This is a genomic window from Pseudomonas sp. St290 (assembly GCF_018325805.1).
Lineage (GTDB): Bacteria > Pseudomonadota > Gammaproteobacteria > Pseudomonadales > Pseudomonadaceae > Aquipseudomonas > Aquipseudomonas bijieensis.
In genome coordinates this window covers 1,990,820-2,006,953 of sequence record NZ_AP014703.1, presented here as the reverse complement: position 1 = coordinate 2,006,953, position 16,134 = coordinate 1,990,820, and the positions used below count along the sequence as shown (strand labels likewise).

The following is a 16,134-nucleotide window of genomic DNA, read 5'->3' as shown; positions in this document are numbered from 1 at the left end:
ATTTTTGTTCACGGATTTTTTTATTCGAGCACTTCAACCGGCATGCCGACTTCAAGCCGACCGTCGCTGTCGTTGACCAGGTTCTGGCCGAACATCGCACCGTCCGGGGTCGAACGGTATCGCTGCAACGTGGCAAAGGGTTCGCGATTCGGATCGCGCTCGCCGGTCTGCGGATCGACCGTGGTCATGATGCAACGCGAACATGGCTTGACCAGGCGGAATTCCACCTCACCGATACGAATACGCTTCCAGCCGTCCTCGGCAAACGCCTCGCTGCCCTCGACCACCAGGTTGGGACGAAAGCGCAACATTTCCAGCGGGCGACCGACCCGGCTCGACAGGTCCTGCAAGGACGCCTGACCAATCAGCAGCAGCGGGAAACCATCGGCAAAGGCGACCTTGTCGTCATCCTTGCCATAACCGGCTGCCGTGGTGCGCGCCAGTTCCACAGGCACGTGCACCAACCGGGTAGGATTGCCGATGAACTCGCTGACCCAGGCCGCAGCCTCGTCACCGGCATCCGGCACACGCAAAGTGTCACGCCAGATGATCACCCCGCGCCGCTGCTCCTCCAGGACCGGCGGCAGCGGCACATCGATGGCCTCATGGCCCGGCGCACTGAGCGTCAGGCCGCCGGCCTCGTTCCACAGGGCCGAAAGCTGGCTCATCTTCGCCACGGCGCGCTGGGTCAGGAAACGACCGGTGCCCTCATCCACCAGCATCCAGCGCCGGTCACCGTCCAGCCCGAGCTTGTCCAGGCCAATCCCTTGCAAGGGCTGGCCCTTGCCGGACTTCAACGGATACCGATACAGCGCGCTCAGCCGCAACATGGTCAACTTCCCTGGTGGCGAAAAAATGCCACCTTATACGAGCCGGCCATTGAAGCAAACCACCATCAGCTTCAGTCGAGCATCAGCCGCTGACGCACCACATCGACCAGCTTGTCCGGCTGGAATTTGGAGAGGAAATTGTCGCAACCGACCTTCTTGACCATCGAATCGTTGAAGCTGCCGGACAGCGAGGTGTGCAGTACCACATAGAGCCCACGCAAGCGCGGATCGTTGCGGATTTCGGTGGTCAGGCGGTAGCCGTCCATTTCCGGCATTTCCGCATCGGTGAAGATCATCAGCAATTTATCGGTCATCACCTCGCCACTATCGGCCCAGGCCTTGAGCATGTTCAGCGCTTTCAGGCCGTCGCTGGCGATGTGCATCTTCACGCCCAGCTGACCCAAGGTATCGCGCAGTTGCGAGAGCGCGACGTTGGAGTCATCCACCAGCAACACTTCGCGGCCACGAGCGCGCTCCAGCACCGGGTCTTCGAGTTTGTCCCGGGAGACCTTGGCGTTGTATGGCACGATTTCGGCCAGGACTTTTTCCACGTCGATGATTTCCACCAACTGATCGTCCACCTTGCTGATGGCCGTCAGGTAATGCTCGCGACCAGCGCTGGTCGGCGGTGGCAGGATGGCTTCCCAGTTCATGTTGACGATGCGGTCGACTCCACCCACCAGGAATGCCTGAACCGAGCGGTTGTATTCGGTCACGATAATCGTGCTGTTCGGACCCGGCACCAGCGGACGCATGCCAATGGCCTGGGACAGGTCGATCACAGGCAACGTCTGGCCCCGTAGATTGACCACACCGCACACGAACGGGTGACGCTGCGGCATGAGGGTCAGCTTGGGCAGTTGCAGGACTTCCTGGACCTTGAACACGTTAATGGCGAACAACTGTCGACCCGCGAGGCGGAACATGAGAATTTCCAGGCGATTCTCACCCACCAGTTGGGTTCGCTGATCTACTGTGTCGAGAATGCCGGCCATCGATGACTCCTGGGCTTGTTCGGTTGAATCCAATAAAAGAGATATCGGCTGCACGAACCGAATCTTGACCCCGGATAAAATACGAGCGAGGGGCATTGATGTCACATTAACATCATGCTTTACTGGCTTCATGATTTTCACCTGCAATTTCCCCTGCCGCGCGACCCTGGTTCGCGTGCAAAGTTCCCTTGTCTAAGGGATTCCCCTAGGCACAATCAGGTCCAACCTGATATTCCCGTTATCCAATAGCCATTAATGTGACGCCATTCTCATTGCTGAACGGAGTCAGGCTTTTGTGCGCGACCACAGGACATCGGACCTGCAGCCTCTCGGCCGATCCCGCCCGTGCAATCGTTAGCGAATTTGCCTTCGCTGAACGGCCCGGGCATGTCGCCGTGCGTCCGTTCGCGGTCGTCCTTGAGATCCAGCCGTTCGCCATACGCGGTTTTCTTTCGCCTGACATGATGTTGTGGAGATAAGCATGCCGAACGATCGTAGAAACTGGAGTCAGCGTCTTCCCGAGCTTCTGATCGAGGCCGAGACGCTGTTGGCCAAGTCGGAGGAATGCCTGAGCCATCTGCAATTGATCAACAACGACAAGGATGCCATCGATTGCATGCTCAGCACCTTGCTGAAACTCTCGAACAAGGCCAATGCCCTGGCGCTGGAAGCCGTTTCGGAGTTTTCTCTGCACATCCATGGCTTGCTCAGCCACGCGCAGAACCACATGCAGTTGCATGACCAGGCCCTGGATGCCCTGAAGGATTGCCTCACCCTGATGGCCTGGCAATTGGAACTGGTCGATCACACCACCGGCCAGCTGAGCCTGGACAGCAGCGAACAGATCTCGTTGATCGAAGCATTTGCCTTCCAGGTAGGCCAGAGTCCTGGCCAGGCATTGGCAGCGTCACGTCCGCTGGCGCTGGTACCCTACTCCCAGAAACAAGCCTGATACGATGATGCCGGCTCAATGCGGAGTGCCTGGTCCATAGCGCTTTCGTCGCGCCATGCCGAACGCGACCAACGAAATGTGAAGTGGTACTATCTCCCGCGTCAGCCACTTCAAGACAGCGCCGTAAAAGCCGCCAACCGAAGCAGCCCTCGACCTGAAACGTTTACCCGACCCGGCCTGTCAGATGCGCTGACCGGCCAGCCCGCAGCGAACATTCATTGGCTCCATCCGCTATGCACGCCAGCCTCAAGTCATTTATCACCTGGCCTCCCTCCCGAGAAAACGCCCGTCGCTTCACATTATTATTGTGCATCTGCTCGACCCTCGGCTGCCTGTTGACCTACCTGTACGCCCATACGGTGCCGTTGAGCTTGCTGGCATTGAATGTCGCGGCAATGACCTGTGTCTGGATCCACCATCGATTGTCGCGCAAATCCATCAAGTTCCAGCCGCAGGAACTGGCCGAGCGGTTGCTCGAGGTCCAGGAAAACGAGCGTCATCGGCTCAGCCGCGAACTGCACGACGACATTGGCCAGTTGCTGACTGCGGCGAAACTGCAAGGCGAATGGCTCAAGCGCCGGATGCCGGAAGAATTGCAGGGCCAGTGCGCGCTCCTGTGCGAGACCCTGGACGAAACCCTCAACAAGGTCCGCGATGTATCGGCGATCCTCAACCCCAGGGAACTGGCCAGCCTCGGGCTTGAAGCCAGCCTGCGGGCGCATTTGCTCAAGACCCTGGCCAATGCCCCGGTAAAATGGAGCCTCGATTGCCAACAGCGCATGACAGGCATCCCCGAGGAGATGTCGGTCGCGGTGTTCCGGATCACCCAGGAGGCGGTCACCAACATCTTGCGCCATGCCCGGGCGACGAATCTGCTGGTACGCTTGCAACGCCTGCCCGACGGCCTGACCCTGCTGATCAGCGACGACGGCCAGGGGTTTGTCCCGGCCACCCACCCCGCTCGTGAAGGTCAACGGGGCATGGCCGGCATGTCGGAACGGGTCGAACAATTGGGCGGTACCCTCAAGATCATCAGCGAAGCCGGCAAAGGCACGCACATCGAAGCACGCTTTCCCTGGGCGCCGCGTGCCCTGGAGCGAGCCAGTAAGAATAAGGTTCTCCTTTGATTTGTAATTTGCTTCTGGTAGATGACCACTCCCTGATCAGGGCTGGCGTACGTGCGCTGGTCACGGACATCCCGGGCTATGCCGTCATCGGCGAAGCCAATGACGGCACGCAATTGGTGGAATTGGTAGAACGGCTGAACCCCGACATCGTGCTGCTGGACATTTCCATGAAGGACACCAGCGGCCTGGATGCCTTGCAACAGCTCAAGCGGGTGCGCCCCCATAGCAAGGTGCTGATCCTGTCCATGCATACGGATCCAGCACTGATCATGCAGGCGCTGGAATCCGGAGCCCATGGCTACCTGCTCAAGGACACCAGCGCCAATGAGCTCAAACACGCCCTGGAGGCGCTGCGCAACAACGAACGCTACCTGAGCCCGGCCATCGCCCATACCGTGATCAACCAGGCACTGATCCGCGTCCAGAAGCAGCAGCCGGACCCCGCCCAGGCCCATAACCTGACCGCACGCCAACTGGAAATATTGCGGCTGATCGTGCGCGGCAAGTCCACCCGGGAAATTGCCAACGGCCTGAACCTGAGCATCAAGACCGTCGAAACCCACCGGGCGCAAATCATGAAGCGCCTGCAGATCCACGACGTGGCCGGACTTGTGCTGTTCGCCGTGCGCGAAAAAATCATCAGCCTGGACGATTGAGCGCCGCCGCAGCGCCCAACAGCGGCGAATCGGACGGCAAGTGCACGCGCAGTGCCTTCGGGCGGACAGTGAAACGCAGGGTGTCCACCTGCAACGGCTCACCATCGAGATTGATATCCAGGCCTTGGGCGACCTTGATCTCCACCCATGGCAAGCGTGCGCGGACAAACATGTTATCGATGCCCAGGCCTCCCGCCAGCAAGTCCTTCAACGTACTGACCACTTCCTGAGGCGCCGGCAGGATGCTGATGTCCAGCAACCCATCATCGGCCAAGGCCTGCGGGCACAGCACATGACCTCCCCCCGCCTGCCGGCCATTGCCGATACCCAGCGCGAGCAAATCGCCTCGCCAGTGGAAATCGGGACCCTGCAACTCGCCATAGGCGGCACTCAGCTCACTGAATCGCGATAGGCCGGTGAACAGGTAGGCCGCGCCCCCCAGAACTTTCTTGAGGTCCTCGGAGGTGTTCGCCGTCACCTGGCTGCCGAAACCGCCGGTGGCCATGTTCAGGAAAATCCGGCCGCAGACTTCACCCACATCCACGGCCTGCGGCGCAACGTCGAGCAAATCCAGGGCCTGCGCAGGCTCCAACGGAACACCGGCGGCCCGGGCAAAATCGTTGGCAGTACCCAACGGCAGCAGTACCAGGCTGGCATCGCTCGACTTGAGGACGATCGCTTCGGCGATATCACGCAAGGTTCCATCACCGCCGCCGGCGATCAGTCGCGTGTAACCGGCCCGCAGCGCCTCATCGACGCATCGTTGGGCATCACCGGCCTCCCAGGTCAACCGTACCGCCAGGTCCCAGCCCTGCTCGCGCTTGAGCATCACGGCCGTGCGAACCTCTTCGTTGAGCGCTTGCTTGCCATGCAAAATCAACAGTGCCTTGCCTTTGCTCATCGTTGTCTCCGTCATTGGAAGGTTCAGGAAATGGGACCGCTCATTTGACCGAAAAAGTCTCGGTGCACCTCAATTTATTAAAAAGGGCAGGAGGTTTGCCCCAGGAGAGAACCCGTTGGGCCGCTCGCCTGATCGGTACGCCTTGATTCGAAGAGTTTTCTTACAAGACCTGGCGAATCAGCTCAATTGACCCTCTAGCGGTATTGAGACACCTTGGCCCTCTGTTTTGCTGGAACGCTAAAACCTCATCACACAAGGAAGCACTTACCCATGGATGGATACATCACGGCTCGCCGGGGCCGGCTCAGTCGTTCGAACAGTTATGGCCAAAGGGATGAACCGTCCCATGCATAACCGTGAATACAAGCTGCTGCCCCGGCAGCGCGCGCCCTTTGAGGGCGGGCAGGCCGATACTCGAAACGAATGCAAAAGTTGCAGTAATCCCGTTGGAGGAATTGATTTGGAACCGCGCGTCGTTGAGCTGGAAACCCACCTCAAATACATCCGCAAAGACATGGATGAAATTCGCACCGATGTAAAGGTGATCCGCCACAGGCTGGCCTATTCGGCTGGCGCCGCAGCGGTGGTGCTCGGCCTGTTGGGCTGGATTGCCAACAATCGATTCGATCAACTGGTGATGCTGCTCACGCGCTGAAGGTGAGGTGCATGAAGGCCCGGGTACCCGACTCGGGCCGGAGAACAGCTAACCCAGGACTTCGCTCAAGGGAATGAAACCCACTTCATCGCCCTCAACCAGCGTCTGCCCCTCGAGCACTTCGACCAGCCCCTCGGCCCAGGCCGCGCTGCGTAGGACACCCGAGCTTTGATTGCGGTAGATGATCGCTCGACCATTCTCCATGCGACCGCGCAAATACTCTCGTCGACTGCCCGCCTTCGGCCAGGCGAAACCGGCCGGCACCTTGAACTTGAGCGGTGCCACCGACTGGACGCCTTGGCGCCTTAGCAGGTAGGGCCTTGCCAACAGCGCGAAAGTCACGAGGGTCGAGGCAGGGTTTCCAGGCAGGCCTATGACTGGCACGCCACGGTAATGCCCGAACGTCAGCGGCTTACCCGGCTTGATAGCGAGCTTCCAAAGCGCCAGCTCGCCGTCCTCGCGCAAGGCGATGCCCAGGAAGTCCGCCTCGCCCACCGATACCCCGCCGGTGGACAGGATCAGATCGACATCTGACAACTGTGCCAGGCGCTCACGGGTGGCCGATAAATCGTCGGGGAGGATACCCGCGTCAACCACTTCACAGCCCAGGTGTTGCAGCCAGCCACACAGCAGCACGCGGTTGCTGTTATAGATCTGGCCTGGGCCCAGCGCCTGACCGGGTTCGACCAGTTCATCCCCCGTGGACAGGACCGCAACGCGGACCTTGCGCACCACTTCCAGCGTTGCACAGCCCAAGGATGCCGCCAGCCCCAGCTCGATCGGCCCCAAGCGAGTGCCGGCAGCAAGAACCTGCTCCCCAACGGTAGCTTCCTGTCCCTGGGGGCGAATGTTCTGTCCGCTGACCATGGGCTCGGTAAACCGCACGCGCTGGTCGCTTTCAACCACGGCGTTTTCCTGCATCTCGACGCAATCGGCGCCGGCCGGGACTGGCGCCCCCGTGAAGATCCGCGCACACGTGCCAGCGGCCAGCGGTTCCGGTGCCTGCCCGGCAAAAACCCGCTGGCTGACCCTCAACGGCTCGCCATTCCAGTCAGCCAGCCGCAAGGCATAGCCGTCCATGGCGCTGTTGGGCCATGGCGGCAAATCAAGGGTCGACACCAGGTCCTCAGCCAGCACTCGCCCTAGCGCTGCGGCCAAAGGCAAATGCTCACGCTGGACAATCGGTGTGGCCGCCGCCATCTCCAGCAGCCGCTCCAACGCAACCTCAACGGCCATCAAGGCACCGCCCTTGCCCGGTTTACCCACGGGATTCACACGGATCTGCCTGTTTCAAATGAGCCACGAAATTGCACGGCCGATGCCGCACATCCAGCTGTTCAGCCAGGATGCCATCCCATCCGGTACGCACCGCGTTGGTCGAACCCGGCAGGCAACATACCAGCGTGCCATTGGCCAGGCCTGCCAGCGCGCGGGACTGCACGGTGGAAGTGCCGATGTCAGCCACGGATATCTGCCGGAACAACTCGCCGAAGCCATCGACCTGCTTGTCCAGCAGGCAGGTGACGGCTTCCGGCGTGCTGTCACGCCCAGTGAAGCCGGTGCCGCCAGTGATCAGCACCACCTGCACCACGTCCTCGGCAATCCAGGTCGCGACTTGCGCACGGATCTTGTACAAATCATCTTTGAGCAGGACCCGCGCCGCCAGGTTGTGGCCGGCCGCTGTGAGCCGATCGACGAAGACCTGCCCGGACGTATCGGTTTCCAGGGTACGGGTATCACTGACAGTCAGCACCGCGATATTGAGCGGCACGAAAGGTACATCAGCCTTGGCTTTCATAGGCTCGTCCAGTTGTGGAGGAAACAGCCCGGTGTTATATCACAGCGCTTCATTTTTTCGCCCGTGCGGAGACACGCCATGACCTCGAACACGCCACTGCCCTCCTGCTCCATCCTGCTCTTGGCGGGCGGACGCGGACAACGCATGGGCGGCCAGGACAAAGGCCTGGTGCACTGGCAGGGCGAACCGCTGATAGCCCATCTCCATCGCCAGACCCGCGCCATGAGCGACGACCTGATCATCTCTTGCAACCGCAATAGGCAACATTATGCGATGTATGCCGATCAGTTGGTGCATGACGAGGAAGGCGACTTCCCCGGGCCGCTGGCGGGCATCCGGGCAGGCCTCAAGGCAGCGAAGCATCCATATTTGCTGGTGCTGCCATGCGACGTACCGCAAATCGACTCAAGCCTGCTCGACAACATGCGCAAGATGGCCAGCCAACACCCCGACAAACCACTGATGGTGCGGCACGGCGAGCACTGGGAGCCGCTGCTGTGCGTCATTCCGTTGGTCCTGGCAGGAAGCTTCGAACACGCCTGGAGCGAAGGCGAACGCAGCCCCGGCCGAATCATGCGCGCACTCCACGCCGTTGCATTGCAATGCCCGGCCGACGATCCCCGGCTGGCCAACCTGAACACGCCGGAGTTACTGGCCCAACATAAAGGCGTGTCAGATTGACACTAGCCAGGAACTTGCGCGCGATGTATACGTCTGAAGGTCAGTAACTTGAAGAATCCATTTCGGAGAAACACCATGATACAACGGACCCTCGCCACGTTCATGCTCGCTCTGGGCCTCGCCACCCTTGCCGGGTGCGCATCGCCAACAGTGATCACCTTGAATGACGGTCGCGAAATCCAGGCCGTCGATACTCCACATTACGATGAAGAAAGCGGCTTCTACGAATTTGAGCAACTGGATGGCAAGCAGACTCGTGTGAACAAGGATCAGGTTCGTACCGTTAAGGATTTGTAATCTGTAACGTTGCTGCCCGATGTTGCTGGAAAAACCGGCGCTTCCTGAAGAGGGAAGCGCCGGTTTTTTTTGGGGCTTGGGGCTTGGGTGTATATCCGTTGCTGCGGTAACGGCCACTTAGGGTTCCGCCCTTACGGCCATCCCTTTCAAGGTCTTTTCGTTTTGGCGGCCTTGATTACCCGGTCCGTTGAAACATGTGCATGCACCGCAGTGCCTTGCACCCATGTTTTGGGTTTAGGCACCTTGGGGCCCCGGGGATTTTTCGCAACTTGTTTTGGTTGGATGTTTCTGGCCAGTTCCAACAAGCGCTGGGCCAGTTTTTCCAGAGGTATGACGGGAAAACATTCCGAGGGCAGCGCAATTTGCAGGCCTTCATAACCACTCCGGACCTGAACCGCCAAGTGATAGGTTGAGGCTTCCCAGCCGTCAGGCTGGGAAGCCTGATGGGCTTGCTCGACGCTTCGTTTGAGTACGGCCAGGACGTTGTAGGCCAACACCGCAGTAGTGAACCCGAGCAATGCAGCCTTTGGGCTACCAAGGGTTTCGATTTCACTTTCCAGGATTGTTTCCAGTCGCTGGAACATGCCTTCAATGCTCCAGCGGCGGCGATAGAGTTCCGCGATCTGCTGCGCGCTGACGCCTTCAGGCAGGTTGCTCCAGAACATCAAGCTGCTGTCACCCGAGTCTGTTGGCGAATGAAGCGTCAGTTCGACACGCCGACACTGATAACCGCCTCTGACCTGAATGATCTGCTCACGCACAGTGCCTGTTTCCACAGGCACTGGCTCTTGCCACTCACCCTCTTGAATCAAGCGTGGATGCTTGGCTTGCTGACGAATGACAAAGGAGGTTTGGACCTGCTCACAAGCCTCCATAACCGGGAGCGTGCAATAGAGTCGATCAGCCAGCCACACTTGGCCTGGCTCGGCATTGGCCAATAGGGGCAGCACACAAACGCGCTCGCTTGCGTAGGCATCTTCACATGCCTGCAGGTCGATGACTTGATCCAGGTCGGGGTCGTAGACAACCACCGAAAACCCGGGCCGAGCGGCGCCGCGCTCGTGGCGTAAAGCCCCCAGTCGTTTCTCAGTGGATGCCAAGTGATTACCGTCCACCACCCGAACCTGCCAACCCGGCAACATCGTCGTGCAACCCAACTCCTTGATGGTTGGAGCCAGGCGCTGCGCACAGCCCGTGACCAGGGCGCGCAACAAAGCTGGCTCGGTACGACTGATCTTGTCGTAGAGGGCCGCCAGGCTGACAGGAAGATCTTCCAGTTGCCGCGCGGCGGCGTGAAGGGACGGCTTCAAGCCCAATGAAACAAGGGACATCAGCTTGATGATGGTCGAGAACAGTAGCTCACGAGAATACTGCCGTTGCCGATGTTCTTCGAAGACCTGATCGACCCACTCAGGGGCAATAGCGTGCTCCAGCGCCAATTTGGCCATAACGCTGGCAGGTGCTTTTTTCTCGAAACGCTCCAGAACATCGGCCCACATCGTTCGGGTATCCCTGATAGAAACTTCAGGGGATTTTACCTAAGACCTTGAAAGGGATGGCCCTTACGGCGGCTCACTTTTGAAGAGCGCAAAAGTAAGCAAAACGCTTTTGCCCCACCACTCGGTGCCTCGCTTAGGCTCGGCATGCCTGAACGAAGGCATTGCTCCGTGGGCCGCCGCGAAGGGCCATCCATGGCCCAGCGCGGCTAACCCGGCATCCATGCCGGGTTGCCCACTGCGCAATACCTTCGTTCAGCCAGCGTGGTTAACGGGGCGCCGAGATCAACGTCCACCGCGAGGCGGCCTAACAGCCGACCTGGCTCTTGGTGAGACCGCGTTTCTCCTGTGGGAGCGAGCCTGCTCGCGATGGCGGTGGTTCAGTCACAGGGATGTTGGGTTTGCTCGCGATAGCGGCGGCTCAGCCACATAGATGCCGGCATGTGCCCCGCTCTTGCTCTTGCTCTTGCTCTTGCTCTTGCTTTGGATCTTGATCTTGAGGCCCCGTTAAACCACGCTGGCCGAACGCAGGCATTGTGGAGTGGGCATCCCGGCATGGATGCCGGGTTAGCCGCGCTGGGCCATGGACGGCCCTTCGCGGCGGGCCCACGGAGCAATGCCGGAGTGAGGGCATGCCGAGCCTTAGCGAGGCACCGAGTGGTGGGGCATGCGTTTTTGGTTACTTTTGGCGCTCTTCCAAAAGTGACCCGCCGTAAGGGCGGAACCATAAGCCGCCGTTACCTAAATAACGGATATACACACCATACCCTGAACAAAAAAACTACCACTGCAGCGAAATACCGCTCTCGAACACCCGCTCCTGCCCCGTAACCGGATCAACAAAACGCAACCCCTGAGCCAGCAGCTTAAGCGGATTAGCATAATCATCCTCAACATCCCGAAGCACATCAGGATAAAACGGATCGTTGCAAATCCCCGCCCCAAGGGCATTCATGTGAACCCGCAACTGATGCTTCTTGCCCGTAACCGGATACAAGCCATACCGCCACAGCTCGCCATTGCGCTCCAGCACTTCGATGGCCGTTTCGGTATTGGGCTCGCCCGGCCCTTCCTGCATCCGGAAGAACGGCTCGCCATCGATCATCCGGCTTTTATGCACCCGGGGAAAGGTCAACCCGGGCAATGCACGGGCAATGGCCTGGTAGCGTTTCTCGATCTGCCGCGTCGGGAATAACGACTGATAGGCCGAACGTGTGTGCGGGTTGGCCGAAAACAACACCAGCCCGGCCGTATGCCGGTCGATGCGGTGCAAGGGCACCAGATGCGGATTGTCCAGCCGCCGGATCAATCGCCGCAACAAGGTTTGCTCGACGTATTCGCCCGCCGGGGTGACAGGCAGAAAATGCGGTTTGTCTGCCACCACCAAGTGCTCGTCGACATACAGGATCGACTCCACCACCGGGATCGGCTTCTCGTCGGGCACTTCACGGAAGTAGTGAATGCGCAGGCCTTCGCGGTACGGCAAATCGACAGGGATGGCCTTGCCCTCCCCATCCAATACCCGGCCCCGGGCGATCCGGTCCAACCACTGCTCGCGACTGATGGCGCTGAAATGCTCGCACAGGCACTCCAACACCGTCGACCAGGAACCGGGCGGCAGATACAGCGTACTGGCCTGATGATGAGCGGCGGAAAACGATGGACCGGACATTGAAAACTCTTAGGCATTTTTTGCAGGGCGGCATTATCCGACAGTCGCACCAGCCAGCCCAGCGATGATTGCTTTACGCCGTGACTGACGTCGATTTTGCCGCCGCTTCGGTGAACTCCTTCAACCAGCGCAGCACCTCCACCGGCTCCCAGCGACCTGGATCGTACAGCGCGTAGAGCAAGCCCTGGTAACCCACCACATCCAATTGTTTGTGATAGCCGGCGCGCTGGAACAACGCTTCGATCTCGGCAAAACAGGTGTTGAAATGCAGCTTATTGAACGGCGTCTTGCCTTCGGTCACCAGGCCATCCAGGCGCAGTTCCAGGACTGCCTCACGCACAACGTCCGCGGACATCCTGTTTACACTGCTTTTCAGTTGTTCGACATTGACCAAGGGGGAACACTCCAGATAGCTGTATGCACATACAGTAACCGAAGCACACTAGTTTCGCCAACCGCCGTATCAGGAACCGACGGACGAACCGCTCAACGGAGGAAGGTCACGATCTGTTCGGCCTCGAAGGGCCATTCCAGCTCGGCACCGGTATCCAGCCTGCGCAGCACGGGGATACGCAGCGCATAATCGTCCACCCAGTCTTCACGCTCTGAAATGTCTACCAGCTCCACCAACAATCCATGTTCGACGAAAGGCATCAGCACCCCTTCTGCAACTTCACATAGATGACACCCCAGGGTGCCGAACAGCTGGCATTCAGGAAGCATGGTGGGTAGACCCAAAAAAGATAGACGGTCATTCTAGGCCCACCCCGGGAAACCGTCGAGTCGCTGGCTCGCTCCAGGGTGTTTCGGTAAAACGCTGATGCAAATCACTGAACACAAATGCTTTTCCAGCGACGCTTGGCGCATTTTCCCCTCTACGCTGTAGGTTGTAGCCTTGAAACGGAGTTCCCCTTGTTCGCCAATCTGCTGATCATCCTTGCCTCGTCCCTGGTGGTCATCGCCTTGTTCAGGCGGCTGCGCCTGCCACCCGTGCTGGGTTATCTCTGCGTCGGGTTGGCGGTCGGGCCTACCGCGCTGGACTGGGTGAACGACAGCGAAGAATTGCCAGACCTGGCCGAGCTCGGGGTGGTGTTCCTGCTGTTCTCGCTGGGGCTGGAGTTTTCCCTGTCGAAAATGCTCGAACTGCGTCGGGTCGTGTTCGGCCTGGGCAGCCTGCAGGTGCTGTGCTCGGGAGCGGTCCTGGCGGGATTGCTGGCATTGTGTGGCGCGCCGGTGATCGCCGCGTTGCTGCTCGGCGCAGGCCTGGCGTTGTCCTCCACTGCTATCGTCAGCAAGGAATTGACCAGCCTGGGAGAGATCTTCAGCAGCCACGGCCAGAACGCCATCGGCGTGTTGTTGTTCCAGGACGTTGTCGCGGTGCTGTTGTTGACCTTGGTGCCGGTATTCGCTGGCAGCAGCGAGCACCCGTGGTACTGGGCGCTGCCCTTGACCCTGGGCAAGACCCTGGTTTTGTTCGGTGGCCTGCTGCTGACCAGTCGGCTGCTGTTGCCCAGGCTGTTCCATGAGGTGGCTGCGTCCCGGTCCGCCGAACTGTTCGTGCTGCTTGCCCTGGTAATCGTGTTGCTGACGGCGTGGCTGACCCATCTGCTCGGTTTGTCGCCGGCCCTGGGGGCTTTCCTGGCGGGCATGTTGCTGGGGGAAAGCCACTATCGGCATCAGATCGAAGCTGACATACGCCCGTTTCGCGACATCCTGCTGGGGCTGTTCTTCGTCAGCATCGGCATGCTGATCGACCTGCAGCTGTTCCTCGATGACGGCTTGTTGATCCTGGGTTTGACCCTCGGCTTGATGCTCATCAAGGGCTGCGTGGTCGCCGCCCTGGTGAAATGGCGCGGCAGCGACGGTGAAACGGCCTGGCGCAGCGGCCTGGCCCTGGCCCAAGGTGGTGAGTTCTGCTTTGCCCTGATGGCACAGATGCAGCAAAACCGCCTCATGCCCGCCGACATCAGCGGCCTGCTGCTGGCCGCGACATTCTGCTCGATGCTACTGACCCCGCTGTTGCTGCGCGCGGCACCACGCATCGCTGCGCGCCTGCATCGCAAACCCAACGAAGAAGCACAACTGGACCAGATCAGCGCACTCAATGCCGGCTTGTCGGGTCACGTAGTCATTTGCGGCTACGGTCGCGTCGGCCAGTCCATCGGGCGCTTCCTGCGCCGCGAAGGCCAGGCGTTCGTCGCCCTGGATGACGACCCGGTGATCATCCAGGAAGCCACCGTCGGGGAAAACTGCGTGCATTATGGAGATTCGCGACGAAGTGACCTGCTTGCGGCCGTTGGCTTGAGCCGCGCCAGGTTGCTGGTGATCGCGGTGGACAAGACCGACATCGCTATCACCGTGCTCAAGGCGGCTCGACAGGTCAACCACCAGGTACCCATCCTGGTGCGTACCCGTGACGACAGCCAACTGGCCGAGTTGCAGGCTGCCGGGGCCAGCGAAGTGGTCCCGGAACTGTTGGAGTCGAGCCTGATGCTGGCCTCCCACGCCCTGATCATGCTGGGCCTGCCCGAGCAACAGGTCCGGCATCATGTGGATCAGGTGCGTCACGACCGTTACCGTCTGCTCCATGGCTTTTATCCCGGTAACCAGGACAAGGAGCCTTAGTGGCCTGTGTGGTTAGTTCGTTAGTGCGACGATCAGTCCTGGCTGACCGCGCCGATCTTGTGAATCGACAGGTCGGCGCCGTAATACTCTTCTTCCTGGGTCAGGCGCAGCCCCAGCACAGCCTTGATCACCCCATAGACCGCAAAGCCTCCGGCCAGGGCGACGACAACACCCAGCACCGTGCCGAACAACTGGCTGATCAGGCTGACCCCACCCAGGCCACCCAGGGCAGTCTGGCCAAAGATGCCACAGGCAATACCGCCCCAGACCCCGCACAATCCGTGCAATGGCCAGACGCCGAGCACATCGTCGATCTTCCACTTGCCCTGGGCCGCAGTGAAGCACCAGACAAACAAGGCACCGGCAATGGCACCGGTGGCCAGCGCACCGACCGGGTGCATCAGGTCGGAACCGGCACAGACGGCCACCAACCCGGCCAGCGGGCCGTTGTGCAGGAAACCTGGGTCATTGCGCCCGACAATCAATGCCGCCACGGTACCGCCCACCATGGCCATCAACGAATTGACTGCCACCAGCCCGCTCACCCCGGGCAAGGTCTGGGCGCTCATCACGTTGAAACCGAACCAGCCGACAATCAGGATCCACGAACCCAAGGCCAGGAATGGAATGCTCGAAGGCGCGAATGCCACCAGGCGACCGTCCCGGTAGCGGCCGTTACGCGGCCCCAGCAAGAGCACGGCAGCCAGCGCCAGCCAGCCGCCCATGGCATGCACCACCACGGAGCCGGCGAAGTCATGGAAACTGGCGCCGAACCGGGCTTGCAGCCAGGCTTGCAGACCCAAATTGCCGTTCCAGACCAAGCCTTCGAAAAACGGATAGACAAACGCCACGATCAGCACCGTGGCACACAACTGCGGTGCGAACCGCGCACGCTCGGCAATACCGCCGGAGATGATGGCTGGGATCGCGGCGGCAAAGGTCAGCAGGAAGAAGAACTTCACCAGGCTGTAGCCATGATCGGTACTGAGCGCCGCCGCCGGTTGCAGGAAAGTCACACCGTAGGAAATCCAATAGCCTATGAAGAAATAGGCCAGGGTCGAGACCGCGAAATCGCTGAGGATTTTCGACAGCGCATTGACCTGGTTCTTTTGCCGGACCGTTCCCACTTCAAGGAACGCAAAGCCGGCATGCATGGCCAGAACCATGACTGCGCCAAGCAGGATGAACAGCGTGTTGGAGCTGTGGACCAGACTGTCCACGGCACTTTGCATATTTTCCATGGTATTGGCAGACCTGAAAAAGTTGAAAAAAGCACCAAACCGGCTCGCTCACCCCGCAAGCGCACCAAACTGAAACAGCTCATCTGCCGAACGCAGGCCGATGAACCGCTTTGGTGCGCAAGAACGGGCAAAACGAAATCCCGCCTGGAGGTGCTTCGCGGGTTTTGATTATTTGGGTTAAGGTTTTGCGGGCTTTCGCCCAGCTTCA

Annotated in this window: 17 protein-coding genes; 7 read left to right on the top strand and 10 right to left on the bottom strand. The window is 59.9% G+C overall.

Annotated elements, in window-relative coordinates; genetic code table 11:
* Positions 1–20 precede the first annotated feature (20 nt).
* Entirely contained in the window at positions 21–830 is an 810-nt protein-coding gene (locus PBDP_RS08840) for an MOSC domain-containing protein (RefSeq protein ID WP_109751479.1), read from the bottom strand.
* A gap of 71 nt (positions 831–901) precedes the next feature.
* The gene (locus PBDP_RS08835; RefSeq protein WP_039588994.1) at positions 902–1,825 is read right to left on the bottom strand and encodes a chemotaxis protein CheV; all 924 of its coding nucleotides are present in this window, start codon (positions 1,823–1,825) and stop codon (positions 902–904) included.
* 481 nt (positions 1,826–2,306) lie between these two features.
* Between PBDP_RS08835 and PBDP_RS08830 the strand changes: the two genes are divergently transcribed.
* From PBDP_RS08830 to PBDP_RS08820, 3 genes are all read left to right on the top strand, one after another.
* Positions 2,307–2,777 carry a hypothetical protein gene (locus PBDP_RS08830; protein ID WP_109751477.1) on the top strand — a complete coding sequence of 157 codons (471 nt, stop codon included), beginning with the start codon at positions 2,307–2,309 and terminating at the stop codon, positions 2,775–2,777.
* A gap of 233 nt (positions 2,778–3,010) precedes the next feature.
* On the top strand, positions 3,011–3,904 hold the full coding sequence (locus PBDP_RS08825; RefSeq protein ID WP_116831797.1) for a sensor histidine kinase: 894 nt from the start codon (positions 3,011–3,013) through the stop codon (positions 3,902–3,904).
* Positions 3,901–4,560: a response regulator gene (locus tag PBDP_RS08820; protein ID WP_116831796.1), complete on the top strand. Its 660-nt coding sequence runs from the start codon at positions 3,901–3,903 to the stop codon at positions 4,558–4,560. The genes PBDP_RS08825 and PBDP_RS08820 overlap by 4 nt, the downstream gene beginning before the upstream one ends.
* Here PBDP_RS08820 and yegS read toward each other — a convergent pair.
* The gene (yegS, locus tag PBDP_RS08815; protein ID WP_109751474.1) at positions 4,544–5,461 is read right to left on the bottom strand and encodes a lipid kinase YegS; all 918 of its coding nucleotides are present in this window, start codon (positions 5,459–5,461) and stop codon (positions 4,544–4,546) included. The two genes, PBDP_RS08820 and yegS, sit on opposite strands and share 17 nt — an antisense overlap.
* A gap of 346 nt (positions 5,462–5,807) precedes the next feature.
* Between yegS and PBDP_RS29880 the strand changes: the two genes are divergently transcribed.
* On the top strand, positions 5,808–6,116 hold the full coding sequence (locus PBDP_RS29880) for a hypothetical protein (RefSeq protein WP_232200418.1): 309 nt from the start codon (positions 5,808–5,810) through the stop codon (positions 6,114–6,116).
* A gap of 48 nt (positions 6,117–6,164) precedes the next feature.
* On the opposite strand, the gene PBDP_RS08805 is transcribed toward PBDP_RS29880, so the two are convergent.
* Together PBDP_RS08805 and moaB are read right to left on the bottom strand one after the other, a co-directional pair.
* Positions 6,165–7,352, bottom strand: a complete 1,188-nt coding sequence (locus PBDP_RS08805; RefSeq protein ID WP_178082453.1) for a molybdopterin molybdotransferase MoeA — start codon at positions 7,350–7,352, stop codon at positions 6,165–6,167.
* Between the two features lie 22 nt (positions 7,353–7,374).
* Entirely contained in the window at positions 7,375–7,914 is a 540-nt protein-coding gene (gene moaB / locus PBDP_RS08800) for a molybdenum cofactor biosynthesis protein B (protein WP_109751472.1), read from the bottom strand.
* Between the two features lie 78 nt (positions 7,915–7,992).
* Between moaB and mobA the strand changes: the two genes are divergently transcribed.
* Both mobA and PBDP_RS08790 read left to right on the top strand, forming a co-directional pair.
* Positions 7,993–8,595, top strand: coding sequence for a molybdenum cofactor guanylyltransferase MobA (mobA, locus tag PBDP_RS08795; RefSeq protein WP_109751471.1), 603 nt, complete (start codon positions 7,993–7,995; stop codon positions 8,593–8,595).
* 75 nt (positions 8,596–8,670) lie between these two features.
* A complete protein-coding gene (locus PBDP_RS08790) occupies positions 8,671–8,892 on the top strand; it encodes a YgdI/YgdR family lipoprotein (protein WP_092197592.1) in 222 nt (73 codons plus the stop codon).
* Positions 8,893–9,038: 146 nt separating this feature from the next.
* On the opposite strand, the gene PBDP_RS08785 is transcribed toward PBDP_RS08790, so the two are convergent.
* From PBDP_RS08785 to PBDP_RS08770, 4 genes are all read right to left on the bottom strand, one after another.
* On the bottom strand, positions 9,039–10,340 hold the full coding sequence (locus PBDP_RS08785; protein WP_212802470.1) for an IS4 family transposase: 1,302 nt from the start codon (positions 10,338–10,340) through the stop codon (positions 9,039–9,041).
* Positions 10,341–11,169: 829 nt separating this feature from the next.
* Positions 11,170–12,060, bottom strand: coding sequence for a pseudouridine synthase (locus PBDP_RS08780; RefSeq protein ID WP_109751470.1), 891 nt, complete (start codon positions 12,058–12,060; stop codon positions 11,170–11,172).
* Between the two features lie 73 nt (positions 12,061–12,133).
* On the bottom strand, positions 12,134–12,454 hold the full coding sequence (locus PBDP_RS08775) for a transcriptional regulator (RefSeq protein ID WP_116831793.1): 321 nt from the start codon (positions 12,452–12,454) through the stop codon (positions 12,134–12,136).
* A gap of 92 nt (positions 12,455–12,546) precedes the next feature.
* Positions 12,547–12,783, bottom strand: a complete 237-nt coding sequence (locus PBDP_RS08770) for a glutaredoxin family protein (RefSeq protein ID WP_109751468.1) — start codon at positions 12,781–12,783, stop codon at positions 12,547–12,549.
* A 189-nt stretch (positions 12,784–12,972) separates the two neighbouring features.
* Here PBDP_RS08770 and PBDP_RS08765 point away from each other — a divergent pair, with 189 nt between their 5' ends.
* Positions 12,973–14,685 carry a cation:proton antiporter gene (locus PBDP_RS08765; protein WP_212802102.1) on the top strand — a complete coding sequence of 571 codons (1,713 nt, stop codon included), beginning with the start codon at positions 12,973–12,975 and terminating at the stop codon, positions 14,683–14,685.
* A 32-nt stretch (positions 14,686–14,717) separates the two neighbouring features.
* Here PBDP_RS08765 and PBDP_RS08760 read toward each other — a convergent pair whose 3' ends face one another.
* On the bottom strand, positions 14,718–15,926 hold the full coding sequence (locus PBDP_RS08760) for an ammonium transporter (RefSeq protein ID WP_109751466.1): 1,209 nt from the start codon (positions 15,924–15,926) through the stop codon (positions 14,718–14,720).
* Positions 15,927–16,134: the final 208 nt, after the last annotated feature.

What these genes read in the sequence shown, in the direction of transcription:
- PBDP_RS08840 (WP_109751479.1), bottom strand. Translation starts at nt 830, where the DNA reads ATGTTGCGGCTGAGCGCGCTGTATCGGTATCCGTTGAAGTCCGGCAAG.
- PBDP_RS08835 (WP_039588994.1), bottom strand. Translation starts at nt 1,825, where the DNA reads ATGGCCGGCATTCTCGACACAGTAGATCAGCGAACCCAACTGGTGGGT.
- PBDP_RS08830 (WP_109751477.1), top strand. Translation starts at nt 2,307, where the DNA reads ATGCCGAACGATCGTAGAAACTGGAGTCAGCGTCTTCCCGAGCTTCTG.
- PBDP_RS08825 (WP_116831797.1), top strand. Translation starts at nt 3,011, where the DNA reads ATGCACGCCAGCCTCAAGTCATTTATCACCTGGCCTCCCTCCCGAGAA.
- yegS (WP_109751474.1), bottom strand. Translation starts at nt 5,461, where the DNA reads ATGAGCAAAGGCAAGGCACTGTTGATTTTGCATGGCAAGCAAGCGCTC.
- PBDP_RS29880 (WP_232200418.1), top strand. Translation starts at nt 5,808, where the DNA reads ATGCATAACCGTGAATACAAGCTGCTGCCCCGGCAGCGCGCGCCCTTT.
- PBDP_RS08805 (WP_178082453.1), bottom strand. Translation starts at nt 7,352, where the DNA reads ATGGCCGTTGAGGTTGCGTTGGAGCGGCTGCTGGAGATGGCGGCGGCC.
- moaB (WP_109751472.1), bottom strand. Translation starts at nt 7,914, where the DNA reads ATGAAAGCCAAGGCTGATGTACCTTTCGTGCCGCTCAATATCGCGGTG.
- mobA (WP_109751471.1), top strand. Translation starts at nt 7,993, where the DNA reads ATGACCTCGAACACGCCACTGCCCTCCTGCTCCATCCTGCTCTTGGCG.
- PBDP_RS08790 (WP_092197592.1), top strand. Translation starts at nt 8,671, where the DNA reads ATGATACAACGGACCCTCGCCACGTTCATGCTCGCTCTGGGCCTCGCC.
- PBDP_RS08785 (WP_212802470.1), bottom strand. Translation starts at nt 10,340, where the DNA reads ATGGCCAAATTGGCGCTGGAGCACGCTATTGCCCCTGAGTGGGTCGAT.
- PBDP_RS08780 (WP_109751470.1), bottom strand. Translation starts at nt 12,060, where the DNA reads ATGTCCGGTCCATCGTTTTCCGCCGCTCATCATCAGGCCAGTACGCTG.
- PBDP_RS08770 (WP_109751468.1), bottom strand. Translation starts at nt 12,783, where the DNA reads ATGCTTCCTGAATGCCAGCTGTTCGGCACCCTGGGGTGTCATCTATGT.
- PBDP_RS08760 (WP_109751466.1), bottom strand. Translation starts at nt 15,926, where the DNA reads ATGGAAAATATGCAAAGTGCCGTGGACAGTCTGGTCCACAGCTCCAAC.